16 protein-coding genes are annotated in these 14,420 nt (G+C 72.0%); 9 read left to right on the top strand and 7 right to left on the bottom strand.

Going from position 1 to position 14,420, the window contains the following annotated elements; genetic code table 11:
- Window positions 1-39: 39 nt before the first annotated feature.
- Complete coding sequence (locus C3488_RS16790) at window positions 40-1,209, bottom strand: thiolase family protein (RefSeq protein WP_103840241.1); 1,170 nt, start codon at window positions 1,207-1,209, stop codon at window positions 40-42.
- Between the two features lie 115 nt (window positions 1,210-1,324).
- Here C3488_RS16790 and C3488_RS16785 point away from each other — a divergent pair, with 115 nt between their 5' ends.
- Entirely contained in the window at window positions 1,325-1,795 is a 471-nt protein-coding gene (locus tag C3488_RS16785; RefSeq protein WP_103840240.1) for a helix-turn-helix domain-containing protein, read from the top strand.
- Between the two features lie 6 nt (window positions 1,796-1,801).
- Here C3488_RS16785 and C3488_RS16780 read toward each other — a convergent pair whose 3' ends face one another.
- The 3 genes from C3488_RS16780 to C3488_RS16770 are packed head-to-tail and all read right to left on the bottom strand — an operon-like array spanning window position 1,802 to window position 4,631.
- Window positions 1,802-2,524 carry a cupin domain-containing protein gene (locus C3488_RS16780; RefSeq protein WP_103840239.1) on the bottom strand — a complete coding sequence of 241 codons (723 nt, stop codon included), beginning with the start codon at window positions 2,522-2,524 and terminating at the stop codon, window positions 1,802-1,804.
- Window positions 2,518-3,447: a PmoA family protein gene (locus tag C3488_RS16775; protein WP_103840238.1), complete on the bottom strand. Its 930-nt coding sequence runs from the start codon at window positions 3,445-3,447 to the stop codon at window positions 2,518-2,520. Before C3488_RS16775 ends, C3488_RS16780 begins: the two co-directional genes overlap by 7 nt.
- The gene (locus C3488_RS16770; protein ID WP_103840237.1) at window positions 3,444-4,631 is read right to left on the bottom strand and encodes a Gfo/Idh/MocA family protein; all 1,188 of its coding nucleotides are present in this window, start codon (window positions 4,629-4,631) and stop codon (window positions 3,444-3,446) included. Before C3488_RS16770 ends, C3488_RS16775 begins: the two co-directional genes overlap by 4 nt.
- Window positions 4,632-5,064: 433 nt before the next feature.
- Between C3488_RS16770 and C3488_RS16765 the strand changes: the two genes are divergently transcribed.
- The 3 genes from C3488_RS16765 (at window position 5,065) to C3488_RS16755 (ending at window position 7,031) form a co-directional block, all read left to right on the top strand.
- A complete protein-coding gene (locus C3488_RS16765; RefSeq protein WP_103840236.1) occupies window positions 5,065-5,940 on the top strand; it encodes an undecaprenyl-diphosphate phosphatase in 876 nt (291 codons plus the stop codon).
- 96 nt (window positions 5,941-6,036) lie between these two features.
- Window positions 6,037-6,708, top strand: a complete 672-nt coding sequence (locus tag C3488_RS40550) for a hypothetical protein (RefSeq protein ID WP_181139052.1) — start codon at window positions 6,037-6,039, stop codon at window positions 6,706-6,708.
- A 143-nt stretch (window positions 6,709-6,851) separates the two neighbouring features.
- Window positions 6,852-7,031, top strand: a complete 180-nt coding sequence (locus C3488_RS16755; protein WP_103840235.1) for a hypothetical protein — start codon at window positions 6,852-6,854, stop codon at window positions 7,029-7,031.
- Window positions 7,032-7,073: 42 nt separating this feature from the next.
- Here the strand turns inward: C3488_RS16755 and C3488_RS16750 are convergent, their stop codons facing one another.
- Window positions 7,074-7,814 (bottom strand): SDR family oxidoreductase, encoded by a 741-nt coding sequence (locus tag C3488_RS16750; RefSeq protein ID WP_103840234.1) that lies wholly within the window; start codon window positions 7,812-7,814, stop codon window positions 7,074-7,076.
- 282 nt (window positions 7,815-8,096) lie between these two features.
- Between C3488_RS16750 and C3488_RS40545 the strand changes: the two genes are divergently transcribed.
- The 3 genes from C3488_RS40545 (at window position 8,097) to lnt (ending at window position 11,021) form a co-directional block, all read left to right on the top strand.
- Window positions 8,097-8,750 carry a hypothetical protein gene (locus C3488_RS40545; RefSeq protein ID WP_181139051.1) on the top strand — a complete coding sequence of 218 codons (654 nt, stop codon included), beginning with the start codon at window positions 8,097-8,099 and terminating at the stop codon, window positions 8,748-8,750.
- A 94-nt stretch (window positions 8,751-8,844) separates the two neighbouring features.
- A complete protein-coding gene (locus C3488_RS16740) occupies window positions 8,845-9,321 on the top strand; it encodes a nuclear transport factor 2 family protein (RefSeq protein ID WP_103840233.1) in 477 nt (158 codons plus the stop codon).
- A 101-nt stretch (window positions 9,322-9,422) separates the two neighbouring features.
- On the top strand, window positions 9,423-11,021 hold the full coding sequence (lnt, locus tag C3488_RS16735; RefSeq protein WP_258053462.1) for an apolipoprotein N-acyltransferase: 1,599 nt from the start codon (window positions 9,423-9,425) through the stop codon (window positions 11,019-11,021).
- Here lnt and C3488_RS16730 read toward each other — a convergent pair.
- Window positions 10,939-11,850, bottom strand: coding sequence for a Gfo/Idh/MocA family protein (locus C3488_RS16730; RefSeq protein ID WP_103840232.1), 912 nt, complete (start codon window positions 11,848-11,850; stop codon window positions 10,939-10,941). The genes lnt and C3488_RS16730 overlap by 83 nt on opposite strands.
- A gap of 9 nt (window positions 11,851-11,859) precedes the next feature.
- Window positions 11,860-13,080 (bottom strand): FAD-dependent monooxygenase, encoded by a 1,221-nt coding sequence (locus C3488_RS16725; RefSeq protein ID WP_103840231.1) that lies wholly within the window; start codon window positions 13,078-13,080, stop codon window positions 11,860-11,862.
- Window positions 13,081-13,183: 103 nt separating this feature from the next.
- Between C3488_RS16725 and C3488_RS16720 the strand changes: the two genes are divergently transcribed.
- Together C3488_RS16720 and C3488_RS16715 are read left to right on the top strand one after the other, a co-directional pair.
- Window positions 13,184-13,774, top strand: a complete 591-nt coding sequence (locus tag C3488_RS16720) for a TetR/AcrR family transcriptional regulator (protein WP_103840230.1) — start codon at window positions 13,184-13,186, stop codon at window positions 13,772-13,774.
- A gap of 61 nt (window positions 13,775-13,835) precedes the next feature.
- The gene (locus C3488_RS16715; RefSeq protein ID WP_103840229.1) at window positions 13,836-14,348 is read left to right on the top strand and encodes a DinB family protein; all 513 of its coding nucleotides are present in this window, start codon (window positions 13,836-13,838) and stop codon (window positions 14,346-14,348) included.
- The last annotated feature ends 72 nt before the right edge of the window (window positions 14,349-14,420 follow it).

Below are 14,420 nucleotides of genomic sequence, written 5' to 3'. Positions count from 1 at the left end.
CCGCCGCCGGACCGCCCACGGACTGCCGCTGGGCCGCCGCTAGACCGCCTCGAGGATCATCGCGTTGGCGAGACCGCCCGCCTCGCACATCGTCTGCAGACCGAAGCGCGCTCCGCGCGTGCGCAGTGCGTGCACGAGCGTCGTCGTCAGGCGGGTGCCGCTCGCGCCCAGCGGGTGGCCGATCGCGATGGCCCCGCCGTGCACATTGACCTTGGCGGGGTCGGCGCCCGTCTCCTGCTGCCAGGCCAGGACGACGGAGGAGAAGGCCTCGTTCACCTCGAACAGGTCGATGTCGCCGAGCGTCAGCCCCGCCCTGCGCAGCACCTTCTCGGTGGCCGGGATGACCCCGGTGAGCATCAGCAAGGGGTCCGAGCCGGTGACCGCGAAGCTGTGCAACCGGGCGAGCGGGCGCAGGCCGAGGCGGGCCGCGGTCTCGCTCGAGGTGATCAGCACGGCGGAGGCGCCGTCGTTGACCGGGCTGGCGTTGCCGGCGGTGACGTTCCACTCGATCTGCGGGAAACGCTCGGCGAACGTGGGGTCGTAGTAGGCGGGCTTGAGGCCGGCGAGGATCTCGGACGTGCTGCCGGGGCGAATGCACTCGTCGCGCGTCAGGCCCTCCAGGGGAGCCGTCTCCGCGTCGAACAGGCCGGCGTCCCAGGCCGCTGCCGCCTTCCGGTGCGAGGAGACGGCGAAGGCGTCCATCTGCTCACGGGGGATCGACCACTTGGCGGCGATCAGCTCGGCGCTGATGCCCTGCGGGACCAGGCCCTCCGGGTAGCGCTCGGCGACACCGGGCCCGAAGGGGTCCTTGCCGGCAGGCACGTTGGACCACATCGGGACGCGGCTCATGGACTCCACACCGCAGGCCACGACGATGTCGTACGCGCCCGACATCACGCCCTGCGCCGCGAAGTGCACGGCCTGCTGGGAGGAGCCGCACTGGCGGTCGACAGTGGTCGCGGGCACCGTCTCCGGGAAGCCGGCGGACAGGACGGCGTACCGGGTGGTGTTCATGGCCTGCTCGCCCACCTGGTCGACGGTGCCGCCGATGACGTCGTCGATGAGCACCGGGTCGATGCCGGAGCGCTCGACGAGGGTGCGCAGGGTGTGCGCGAGAAGTTCCACGGGGTGGACGTGGGCGAGGGCGCCGTTGGGCTTCCCCCTGCCCACCGGGGTGCGTACGGCTTCGACGATGACGGCGTCACGCATGGTGCGGGCCTCCTTGCCCGGCGGCTGCCGGTGCGGCGATTACCGGTGAGTAGGAAATCTGGACCCACCATAACGCGCAGGGTTGGAAAAGCAAACCCTCACCTAGACTGGGCTCATGGCCGCCACCAAAGACCCGCGCCCCTGCTCCATCGCCGACACCCTGGCCCTGGTCGGCGAGAAGTACTCCCTGCTCGTCCTGCGCGAGGTGTGCCTCGGCAACGGACGGTTCGACCAGCTGGTGCGCAACATCGGCGCCCCGCGCGACATCCTGGCCGCGCGTCTGAAGCGGCTGGTGGAGGCGGGAATCCTGACGAAGAGGCTCTACAGCGAGCGCCCGCAGCGCTTCGAGTACCGGGCCACACCGGCGGGCCTGGAACTGGAGCCGGTCCTGATGACCCTCAAGGAATGGGGCGACCGCCATCTCAGGAAAGACGGCGATCGCCCCATGGTGGTCGAACACATCTGCGGCAACGAACTCGTCCCGGTCGTCACCTGCTCCGCCTGCGGCGAGGCGGTCCGCCACGAGGACCTGACGGCGCACCCGCAGGCACCGGGCTGGACGGTGTCCGGCCCGGCCGCCGCGTAGGCCGGCCTACACGGTCCCCTTGTAGACGTCGAGTCGTCCGCACATCCCGAACTTCCCGTAGGCGGACGGCTGCTCGGACCGCACGACCGCATCCGCGAGGTGGGAGGCGTCACCGCGCTCCAGGCGGTCGAGCTGGTCGCCGGTGGCCGCGGCGGCGGCCCGGGCGCCGCGCTCCCACCGCTCGCGCCACTCGGCCAGTCGCGGCCGCACCAGCGCGGCGGCGGCCCGGTGGAAGGCGGCGAGCGGCTCGGGGCCCTCCGCGTCGCGCAGCGCCCGGTAGCCCTCCAGGGCCAGGTCGCGACGCGCCCTGGCGATCCGCTCCTGCTCCTCCTCCGGGGCGTCGGCCGGGATCGCGGTCGCCGCGGCGTACGTCTCCGGGTCGCTCAGGTACTGCGGGGGCAGGGTCAGGACGGCGTCGCCCGCCTCCGGCAGCCCGTTGTTCTGCATGAGGACCGTGATCCGCAGGTCGTCCTCGTTGACCAGCCGGTGGATGGTGCCCGGCGTGAACCAGGCGACGGTGCCGGGCTCCAGCGGTGTGACCTCGTACCCGGACGTCGTCAGCGTCTGCACGGCGCCGCGCCCGCCGGTGACGACATACGCCTCCGAGCAGGTCAGGTGCATGTGAGGGGTGCCGCCGCACACGCCGTCGGTCGCCGGCCAGTCGTATACGGACAGGTGGGAGACGGCGACGGCGCCCGGCAGCCCCGTGAACTCGCTTGTGCTCACCACGGATGCTCCTCGAGGTACTTGGCCACCTCTTCACGCTCCCACGCACCGTCCGCCACCACGACCCGGTAGCGGCGGCGCAGGGTGTCGCCCGGGGCCAGCTCCAGCTCGTCGTAGAACGCCCAGGAAGGAGCGACGGCGGCGAAGGGGTCGTTGCGGACGAACCAGTGGGCGGGATGGGCGCCCCGCTCGCCGAGGTGGTCGTTCTCGGGTGCGTGCGCGAAGACGAGGGTGGCGTGCCCGTCGGTGCCGTCGTGCTCGCCCGAGTACGCCAGCCAGGGGGCCTGCCGCCCCATCAGACCGGGGCCGTCCGCGTCGGGCGCGATGACCCGTCCGTCGCGGAAGGCGCGCGGACCGCGCCAGAAGAGGCCCGTGTAGCCGGCCATCTCCCGGCCGGCCGTCGTCGGGCTGCCGAACAGCAGCGGCTCGTCGCGCCGGTTGGTGATCGCGGACGTCCAGGTGAGCGCCCAGCTCCGGGACGCGACGTCGACGTCGTGCACCTCGATGCGGCGCTCCTCCTCGGCCCACAGCTCGCCGGTGTACGGGTGCCAGGTGAGCCGCTCGGCGATCAGCGCTCGGTCGCCGTCCGCGTCGATCGCGTCGAAGCCCACGTGCGCCATGGAGCCGACGCGCTCCGGCAGCTCCAGGTATCCCTCGCCGGGCACATAGGTGTTGCCGCCCCAGAGGTTCTGCCCCGACAGATGGGAGGCGGTCAGCTGCAGGCCCTTGTGCCAGCGGTGGTCGTTGGGCCGGTAGTCGGTGACGACGTCGCCGGAGAGCGTACGGATCGGGTGCAGATACGGCTTGGGCGCCTCCCAGGCCGCCTCGGGGCCGTACACGTAGGAGAAGAGTTCGACGCCGGTGGTCGGTTCCGTCAGGGTGATGCGGTCGCCGTGCGCGTGCACGATGCGCAGGGTCGCGGTCATGCGGACACCTCCTCGCTCGGCACCGCCGAGGACGCCTGAGCCACCACGGGCGCCCAGCCGGGCGCGCCTCCGTGCAGGGCCGTGTAGTACGGGTCGCCGGGGCCGATCTCCCCGGCGCGGACGGTCGTGTCGGTGAACGCGGACTTGTACAGCGCGGTGATCAGCTCGAGGCTGGTCCGCCCGTCGGCGCCGCTGCTGCGCGGCCGCGCGCCCGCGCGCATGCTCGCGACCAGCTCGCGCAGCTGCCCCAGGTGCGAGCTCGGCACGTCCTCACCGAAGTCGCACCAGGCCGCGGCCTCCTCCTCGGGGACGTCGGGAGCCGGGGTGATGCGCCAGTTGTCGTTGCTGTGGCCGTACAGGTGCTTGAGTTCCACGGTGGCGCGCTCGCAGTCGATGCGGATGCGGCTGACCTCGTCGGGGCTGAGCACGCTGTTCACGATGGTGGCGAGGGCACCGTTCTCGAACCGTACGAGCGCCGTCGAGACGTCCTCCGTCTCCACGTCGTGCACCAGCCGCCCAGCCATGGCCCGCACCTCGCTCCACGGTCCGAGCAGGTCGAGCAGGAGGTCCATCTGGTGGATGCCGTGGCCCATGGCGGGTCCGCCGCCCTCGGTGTGCCAGCGGCCGCGCCACGGCACGGCGTAGTAGGCGGCGTTGCGGTACCAGGTGGTCTGGCAGTGCGCGACCAGCGGACGGCCCAGGGCCTGCCCGGCGAGCAGCCGCCGGACGTGCCGGGAGCCGGAGCCGAAGCGGTGCTGGAAGACGATCGCCGCGTACGGGCCGCCGTCCGTGCCCTCCTCCGCCTCGACGGCGTCGAAGTCGGCCAGCGTCGGCACCGGCGGCTTCTCGCACCACACCCAGGCGCCCGCCCGCAGCGCGGCGACGGTCTGCTCCCGGTGCAGGGTGGGCGGCGTGCAGATGCTGACCAGGTCGGGACGCTGCTCCTGGAGCATGCGGTGGAGGTCGGTGTACGCGTGCGGGATGCCGCCCTCGGCGCAGAAGCGCTCGACCGCGTCGGCGTCGATGTCGACGGCTGCGACGATCTCGGTCTCGCCCTCCTCTGCGAGGCGGGCCAGCGCGGCGATGTGGGAACGCGCGATGCCGCCCGTGCCCACGATCGCGGCCTTGATGCGGCGGCCTGCGTACGGCGACACCGGGCCGTCCGCGCGCGGCTTCGGGATCATCGGTTGCGGAGGCTCCGGATCGGGCGTGCTTCGAGTACGTGTGGCATCGTCGGTGGCGGACGCGTTGTGGTCTGTGGGCATGAACGTGATCAGCGCTCCATCGGACGTGACGTCTGACGTTGGCCAACGCGTGTTGACTCCCGAGGACCCCGGGGGCAGCAAGCGCTTTCCCTGCGCTTGAACGTAAGCGGCGCCCGACTGACCGGTCAACACCACGGACGTGTGAGGTTCGACCAGGGAGACGCGGTCCGGGCGCAGGCGACCCGCCGGCCCACCCCAAGCACAGGCAAAGCCCCGGTGAAGGCACCGTCATGCCGGGACGCTACGCTGCCACCCACCGCACTCGATCACCGGCTGCGCCCAGGGCCTGGGGCAGCCCCGGCTCGGTGTGTCCGTCGTCACTCCACGATCAGCTCTTGGACCACATCACGTCATGTCTTGGCTTGAATCCCTCGTCCTCGGACTCGTCCAGGGGCTGACCGAGTTCCTTCCCGTCTCCTCCAGCGCGCATCTGCGACTGACCGCGGCCTTCGCGGGCTGGGAGGATCCGGGGGCCGCCTTCACCGCCATCACGCAGATCGGCACGGAGTCCGCGGTGCTGATCTACTTCCGCAAGGACATCGCGAACATTCTCTCCGCCTGGTTCCGGTCCCTGTTCGACAAGAGCACGCGGCAGCATCCGGACGCGCGGATGGGCTGGCTGGTGATCGTGGGTTCCATACCCATCGGTGTGCTCGGCGTGACCCTCAAGGATCAGATCGAGGGCCCGTTCCGCGATCTTCGCCTGACGGCGACGATGCTGATCGTCATGGGCGTGATCCTCGGCATCGCGGACCGCCTGGCGGCACGCGACGAGACCGGCGGCCGGCACCGCGCGCCGAAGCAGCGCAAGACGCTTCAGGACCTCAGCGTCAGGGACGGCCTGACGTACGGCGTCTGCCAGGCGATGGCACTGATCCCCGGGGTCTCCCGCTCCGGCGCCACGATCAGCGGCGGCCTCTTCCTCGGCTACCGGCGTGAGGCCGCCGCCCGCTACTCCTTCCTGCTCGCCATTCCGGCCGTGCTGGCCTCGGGGGCGTTCGAACTCAAGGACGCGGCGGAGGCGGGGCATGTCAGCTGGGGTCCGACGCTCTTCGCGACGGTGATCGCCTTCGTGTCGGGGTACGCCGTCATCGCGTGGTTCATGAAGTTCATCTCGTCGAAGTCGTTCATGCCGTTCGTCTGGTACCGCATCGCGCTGGGCATCGCGATCATCGCCCTGGTGGCCGCGGGGGTCCTGAGCCCGCATGCCGCGGAGTCCGCAGGCTGAACGGGCGCACGCGCACAGCCAGGCGTGCACGGGGCAGTTCACGCCACTGTTCGTTCGTGGCTGATCCACGACGGCCGGGCATGGCAGAGTCATGCCATGCCCCCCTCGATGTCCGGCCGACGCGGCACGGTGACCGTCACGGCACTGCTCCTGCTCGCCGCCCTGTCCCTCGACGCCTGCGGTCAGCAGCGAGCCACGAGTTCGACGGCCGGAGCCGCCCCGAGCGCGTCGCGTAGTTCCGCCCCGAGCGCCTTGAGCACGCCTCGGAGTTCCGCGCCGGACGCCGCGAGCCCCCCGCCAGGTGCCGTCTCCGCCACGGGGGGAGCCCCGGCGTACGTGGAGCCGGGGGCCGGTGACGGCGCTCCGCACTACAACGAGAACAACGGCTCCCGCCGGCCGCGCGCCATGTCTCCCGCCGACGCGAAGGACGCCCAGCGGGAGGCCGATCGCATCGAGCCGGTGCTCAAGCGGCTGTGGGAGGAGAAGAAGTGGGACCCCGCGACGGTGCGCGCGGCACTCCTCCGGCTCGGCTACAAAGAGGAACGGACCGGGCCCAAGGGGGAGCGCCTCGACGGGACGCTGATCGTCCGGGCGATGGACTCGCGCTACAGGGACGGCCACTACGTCACACCCGAGGGGGCGCGGGTCGGCCTTCGTGTCCATGAGGACGCCTGCGTCACGGCGTTCGTGCAGAAGACCAACTACCAGGTGAGCACCAACGGCCCCTACCTGGAGACCGGGTGCTTCGAGCCGCCCTTCGCCCACTGAGCCGGTCGAGCGGCCACGGACGTCGGCCCCGAGGCGACAGAATCCCCCAATTCCCCAGCACGGAAAGGACCGTGACCAACCACATACCGCACGCGTAGCCGTGCGGTAGCGCGCTGTCAGTCCCTGCCCCTAGGCTTGTTCGCATGTCCCCCGAATCCATGAGCCCTGGTTCCACGCGCTCTGCCGAGGACTTGAACGAGAGGATCCGCGCGCTGTGGATGCGTGCGGGCGGTTCCCTGTCGGCTGAGGAGCGCGCGGAGTACGAGCTGTTGGTCGTCGAGTGGGCGGCGGCGATACGGGGTGAGGTCATAGAGGCGGCCTGAGGCGAGCCGCCGCCGCGCGGAGAGGGAGCGGCGGTCGGCACGTCACCGCCCGCCGGCCACCCTCAGTACGGCACCCGTCGTGTACGAGGACTCCGGGGACATCAGCCAGCTGATCGCCGCGGCGATCTCCTCGGCGCGGCCGGCTCGGCCCAGCGGGATCGCCGGCGCCATCCGCCGGGGCCGGTCCGGGTCGCCCATCGCCGCATGGATCTCGGTGTCGACCAGCCCCGGTGCCACCGCGTTGACGCGGATGCCGTCCGGTCCCAGTTCCTTGGACAGACCCATCGTCAGGGTGTCCACCGCGGCCTTGGACGCCGCGTAGTGGACGTACTCACCGGGACTTCCCAGTGTCGCCGCCCCGGACGACACGTTGACGATGACACCGCTCCCGCGTGCCGCCATCTCCCTCGCGGCCCGGCGCGAACACAGCAGCGTACCGAGGACGTTGACCTCCACCACCCGGCGCAGAACGTCGGTGTCCGTGTCCGCGAGCCGGCCCAGCGGTCCTGTCACCCCGGCGTTGTTCACCAGACCCGTCACCGGTCCGAGGACGTCGGCGGCCGTATCGAAGAGCCGGTCGACAGCGGCCTCGTCGGACGTGTCCACGCGCACGGTGACACACCGCGCCCCCGCCGCCCGTACAGCCTCGGCGGTCCGCTCCGCGGCCTCGGCGTCGCGCAGGTAGCCGAGCGCCACGTCGTGCCCGTCCGCCGCGAGCCGCACACAGGTGGCGGCACCGATCCCGCGGCTGCCGCCCGTGACCACCGACACCGGACGCGTCATCTGCCGTCCCCCCTGCCGAGCCGTACCGGAACTGGATCATCCTACGCGCACTCCTGCGCCCCGAGGCTCACCTGCCTGGCGGTCAGTTCCGCACCGACATCTCGCCTTTGACGGAGAGACAGACACAGGGGCCATCGGTATGCGCCTGGCGCCGCGTTTACACCCGACCGGCCCCGTCGGATCACACCTTGCGCTTGTCCGATATGACAGTTATGTGCGGTGTCTATACGTTCATCGCAGTTCGGCTGCCCGGCCGGCGTCTCTGCGACAGAAGGAAATGACATGCCCACGCGTACCTTCGCCGTGGCCGCCGCCCTAGTAGGCGCGACGGCCCTTGCGACCACCGGCATCACCTATGCATCGGCCGCCGGACCCGACCAGCCCGCCCCGGCCGCCAAGCCGGCCGCCAAGCCGGCCGTCGCGCGCGCCCACCCGGCGGCCCCGCCGGTCCAGCACCCCGCTCCCGCCGCACCGGCGCCCGCCGGGAAGGGCGGGACGGACGAGAAGCGGGAGGAGGGCCGCGGCGGCGGCCACGAGCGCGGCGAGGGCCACGGCCACGGTCACGGACGCAGGCACGAGGGCAGGATCCACTTCAACGAGCGGACGTACTCCGCGGCCGAGGACGGCTGCATCGTCGCCGCGAGCGGACTCGGCTCCAGCAGCTTCAGCGTTTTCAACGACAGCGACAAGACCGTCGAGGTCTTCCGCGGCTTCACCTGTGACAACGGGGCCCCGGTCGCCGTCGTCGGCCCGCACGGCGACACCTTCGGGGTGGTGACCCGCACCGTCCACGAGGGTTACGGGGACCAGGGGGACCACGAGGGCTTCGACGGATACGGCGGCTTCGGAGGCTCCGGCGGCTTCGGGGGCCTGTTCCCGGACGACGGCGTCGTGGGCAGCTTCCGTGTGATCGGCCACCACGGCTACGACTGGTGACAACGCACCCCGGAATACCCGTCTCCGGGCCCACCACCGAACCCGCCCCTGCACACCCCTTGGCTACGCCTCCCCCGTCCCCAACACTGAGCCGATGACCCAGCGCGTGGAGCTCGCGACCGTGATGGACCGGCTGGCCGTCGACGGACTCGTCACCGAGTACGCGGCGGCCGTGGACGACGGGGACTGGGAGGCGTACCGGGAGCTGTTCACGGGGGACGGGCGCGCCGACTACCGCTCGGCCGGCGGGATCGAGGGCGATGCCCGGCAGGTCGCCGGGTGGCTCGAGGAGACCATGCGGCTGTTCCCCGTGCGCCAGCACCTGATCGTCAACCGGCGCATCCGGTTCGGCGTGCTGGAGCGGGACATCGGCGACACGGCCGGGGTCTGCGCCGACTACGTCAATCCCATGCGGTTCGCGAGCGGGGAAGGCGACGGCGGGACGCCCGAGCCGGACTTCGTCTGCGGCGGACGGTACACGTTCACGTTCCTGCGCACGGACGACGGCTGGCGGCTGCGCGCGGTGGTCGTCCAGGAGAAGTGGCGCCGCGCCCCGCGTCCGTCCACCTGACCAGTGCCGCCGAGCAGTACCGCGCACGCCGCCGTGCAACCCACGCGCCGCACACCGAGGCCCCCTGTCGAAGATTCCCGCAGGGCGCGCACACTGGAGACATGATCTGGGGAGGGAAGCGCCGCATCCAAAGGCTCGACGACTGGCTCGCCTCCCGGTGGTGGCGCGCTGCCGCGGCCGTGATCGCCGGTGCGCTGCCGATGCTCACCTTTCCCGCGCCGTCCTGGTGGTGGTTCGCCTACGTCTGCCTGGTCCCGTGGATCCTGCTCGTGCGCACGGCGCCGACCGGCAAGCGGGCCGCGTACGACGGCTGGCTCGGCGGCTTCGGCTTCATGACGGCCGTGCACCACTGGCTGCTGCCGAACCTGAACGTGTTCACTTTCGTCATCGCGGCGCTGCTGGGAGCGCTGTGGGCGCCCTGGGGCTGGCTGGTGCGGCGGTTCCTGGCCGGGCTGCCCTCGCCGGGGCGGGTCTGCGCCGCCCTGGTCGTCCTGCCGTCGGGCTGGCTGATGGTTGAGCTCGTCCGTTCCTGGCAGGGGCTCGGCGGTCCCTGGGGGCTGCTCGGCTCGAGCCAGTGGCAGGTGGAGCCCGCACTGCGGCTCGCCTCGGTCGGCGGGGTGTGGCTGCTGAGCTTCCTGGTCGTGGCCGTCAACGTCGCCCTGGCGGTGCTGGTATCCGTGCGCGCGTCGCGCGTGCCGGCCCTGGCCGGGCTGGTCGCGACTACCGCCGTGACCTCGGCGGTCTGGGTCTGGTCGCCGCGGCCCGACGTCGACGGTCGGGTGCGGATCGCGGTCGTGCAGCCCGGGATCGTCGACGGCACCGAGAGCGGCATGAAACGCTTCGACGTGGAGGAGCGGCTGACCCGCGAACTCGCCGGTCAGCACGTGGACCTGGTGGTCTGGGGCGAGAGCAGCGTCGGCTTCGACCTCGGACAGCGGCCCGATCTGGCCCGCCGGGTCGCGGCGCTGTCCCGGCAGGTGAAGGCCGACGTCCTGGTCAACGTCGACGCCCGCCGCTCCGACCGCCCCGGCATCTACAAGAGTTCCGTGCTCATCGGCCCCGACGGCCCGACCGGCGACCGCTACGACAAGATGCGGCTCGTCCCGTTCGGCGAGTACATACCGGCGCGGTCGGTTCTCGGCTGGGCCACCTCGGTCGGCAAGGCGGCCGGTGAGGACCGCAGGCGCGGCACCGAGCAGGTGCTGATGAACGCCGGGAACGGGCTGCGCGTCGGCCCGATGGTGTGCTTCGAGTCCGCGTTCCCGGACATGAGCCGCCATCTCGCCGAGGACGGTGCCGATCTGCTGCTCGCGCAGTCGTCGACGTCGACGTTCCAGCACAGCTGGGCGCCGGAGCAGCACGCCTCGCTGGCCGCGCTGCGCGCCGCGGAGACCGGTCGCCCGATGGTGCACGCCACGCTGACCGGGGTTTCCGCCGTCTACGGTCCGAGCGGCGAGCGGATCGGCTCCTGGCTCGGCACCGACCGGAGCACATCGGCGGTCTACGAGGTGCCGACCGCCCACGGCGTCACGCCGTACGTCCGCTTCGGCGACTGGCCGGTGCACGGCGCCCTGCTGGTGATCGCCGGGCTGGGTGTGGCCGAGGGGCTCCGGGCGCTCAGAGCGCGACGGCGCGCTCCCGCACCGCGGTCACGACCCGCTCGCACAGCTCGTGTGTCGACAGTGCGTCCCTGGCGCTGAGCACCTTGCCGGCGCGGACGGCGTCGAGGAAGGCGAGCGCGGCCTGCTCGATGCCGCGCTGCCGGGCCACCGGCACCCAGTCGCCGCGCCGGCGCACGGTCGGCTGGCCCTTGTGGTCGACGATCTCGGCGAGGTTGAGCACCTGCCGCTTGGAGTCCTGCCCGGAGACCTCCAGGATCTCCTCGGCGGAACCGCTCAGCCGGTTCATCACGCCGAGCGCGGTGAATCCGTCACCGGACAGCTGGAGCACCACGTGGTGCAGCAGTCCGCCCTCGACGCGGCCCCGCACGGTCACGTCGTCGACCGTGCCGGGTACCAGGAACCGCAGCGTGTCGACGACGTGGATGAAGTCGTCGAGGATCATCGTGCGCGGCTCCTCGGGCAGTCCGACGCGATTCTTCTGCATCAGGATGAGGTCGCGCGGGTGGTCGGCGCACTGCACGTATCCGGGTGCGTAACGCCGGTTGAAGCCGACCGCGAGGCTGACGTTCCGCTCCTCCGCGAGCCGTACCAGCCGCTCGGAGTCGGCGAGTTCGTAGGCGAGCGGCTTGTCGACGTACGTCGGTATCCCCGCCTGAAGGAGCCGGGTGACGATCTCGGGGTGGGTGGTGGTGGGCGTGTGCACGAACGCCGCGTCGAGGTCCTGTGCGAGCAACTCGTCCAGATCGGCGTGCTTCTGCCCGTGCGGGAGGCGCAGGCTGTCGCCGACGCGGTGAAGGGTGGCCGGGGTGCGTGTATGGAGGTGCAGGACGACCCCGGGTTGCAGGGCGAGCACCGGCAGATAGGCCTTCTGCGCGATGTCGCCGAGTCCGATGAGGCCGACCTTCACGGGGTGCTCCTAGGAATTGCCGACGGGTGCCTGGTCCGAAGCATACGGCGGCTGCGGTGGCCGCCAGTCGGCGATGCCTTCGAAGCCGCGCAGGAGCAGCGCGGGTGACGCCTTCGACAGCGCGGCGATCGCTGCGTTGCGTACGGCGACCCCGGCGCGGCCGCTCATCATGTTCAGGCGGGCGGTCCGGACGGCCTGGCGGGTGATGGCGGTCGTCCGGGGCAGCCGGGCGGCCGTGTACGCGGCGAGGTCGTCGCAGTGGTGGGCGAGCACGATCGCGTCCTCGATGGCCTGGTTGCCGCCCTGGCCCAGCGTCGGCGGCATGGCGTGCGCGGCGTCGCCGAGGAGGGCGACCCTGCCGCGGTGATGGGCGGGCAGCGGCTCGGCGAGGTGGTGGACGTCGTGGCGCAGCACGTCCTCGGGGCGGGCGGCGGCGAGGACGGCGGGGATCGGGTCGTGCCAGTCACCGAACCGCCGCAGGAGTTCGGCCTTCTCGTCGTCGGACGCGCGTTGTCCGGCGGGCGCGACGGCCGCCGCGTAGGCGTAGACCCGGCCGTCCTTGAGCGGATGGGTGCCCCAGATGCGGCCTCGGCCCCAGGTCTCGTGGGAGGCGAACGCGGGTCCGGGCACGGGGATCATGACACGCCAGGTGGTGAATCCGGAGTAGAGGGGCCCCGGGTGGCGTGGGAACAGCGTCCGGCGTACGTCGGAGTGGATGCCGTCGGCGGCCACGACCAGTTCTGCCTCCAGGTCTCCGCCGGAGGTGGTGACCCGGGCCGGGCGGCCGGTGTCACCCGGATCGGCGAGGCGAGCGGTGGTGGCCGTGCGGATGGCGTCCGGCGGCAGCAGTGCGGCCAGGCTGTCGATGAGGGTGGCCCGGGGCAGCAGGACGAGCGGTCCGCCGAAGCGCTCGGCCGCGGCAGCGGCGCTGGTCCGGGTGAGCCAGCGTCCACCGGGGGTGCGCAGCCCTCCCCCACTCTCGGCTTCGCTCGAGCGGGCGGTGCCCCCACCGCCCTGCCAGGCGGCGAGGCCGCGGAGAACGCCGCCGATGCCGATGACGTCCAGGGCGCGCAGGGCGTTCGGGGCGAGCGAGAGGGCGGCGCCGACCGGCTCGAGGGAGGGAGCGCGCTCCAGCACCGTGACCCGGAGCCCGCGCAGGTGCAGGGCCGCGGCCGCCGTGAGGCCACCGACGCCGCCGCCGATCACGATCGCACGCGACTGCTGTGTCATGGCTGCTCCTCAAGTCCACGATGCCCCACCCGGTCACTACAGGCGTAGTTGCCGGGCGTGTCGAGCGTACTACAGCAGTAGTGCGACGGGTAGGTTGACCTTCATGTCCGCACGCACCACGCGCGCTTCCCGCGCCGACCTCGTCGCCGACACCGCGCTCGCCCTGCTCGCCGAGCGCGGGATGCGGGGACTCACCCACCGCGCCGTCGACGAGGCGGCGGAGCTGCCGCAGGGCTCGACCTCGAACCTCGCCCGGACCCGTCTGGCGCTTCTGGAACTCGCGGTGCGCCGCCTCGCGGAGCGGGAGGCCCGGGTACTCGCCCCGGAGGAGATGCCCGACCCCGAGGACGAGCTCGGCGCGCTGGTGGACGGCCTGGCCCTGGCGGCCCACCGGTCCCTGACCCGCAACCGGGATCTCACGCTCGCCCGGTACGAACTGGCCCTGGAGGCCACCCGGCGGCCCGAGTTGCGGCGGTACTTCGACGCGGCCGGGGCCCGCTTCCGCGACCAGCTCGCCGCTCTGCTGACGGCTGTGGGTTCGGCCGACCCGGCCCGGCACATGCTGTCGCTGGTGGCCTGGCTGGACGGGCTGATGTTCTCGTGCGTGGCCGGGACCTTCACCGCCGAGGTGCCGACCCTGGACGAAGTCCGTGCCGGGCTGCGGGAACTGCTCGACGGGATGCTCGGCGGCTGACCCGGCCGACCCGGCGGAAATGCGATGGTGGGAGGCGCTCGGGCCGGGTGAGGATGGGGACATGACTGCCGAACGCCGTGAACCCGCCCTGAACGCCGACGAACGCACCATGCTGGAAGGCTGGCTCGACTACCACCGCCACACGCTCGCATGGAAGTGCGAGGGCCTGACCGACGCCCAGCTCAGGACCGCCTCGGTGGAGCCGTCCGAGCTCTCCCTGATGGGGCTCGTACGGCACATGGCGGAGGTGGAGCGGGGCTGGTTCCGCAAGGTCCTGGTGGGCGACGACCCGGGGCCGATCTACTACAGCGACGAGGACAAGGACGGCGAGTTCCACCTCACCGAGGCCGACACCTGGCAGGAGGCGTACACCACCTGGCAGGCCGAGGTCGAGATCGCCCGGCGCAACGCGGCCGGCTTCGGGCTGGACGACCTCTCGCGGGGCACCAGCAGGTTCACCGAGGAACGCTTCAGCCTGCGCTGGATCTACACCCACATGATCGAGGAGTACGCCCGCCACAACGGCCACGCCGACCTGATCCGCGAGCGGATCGACGGCGCCACCGGCGACTGACGTCACCCCAGCCGGGTGCGGGGCACTCCGTACGGGGCCTCGGATCACCCGTGCGGGGCATCCTGCGCCCGT

Source organism: Streptomyces sp. Ru72, assembly GCF_002920635.1.
Classification (GTDB): Bacteria; Actinomycetota; Actinomycetes; order Streptomycetales; family Streptomycetaceae; genus Streptomyces.
The sequence above is the reverse complement of the archived record's forward strand: the minus strand, read 5'-3'. Positions and strand labels throughout refer to the sequence as shown.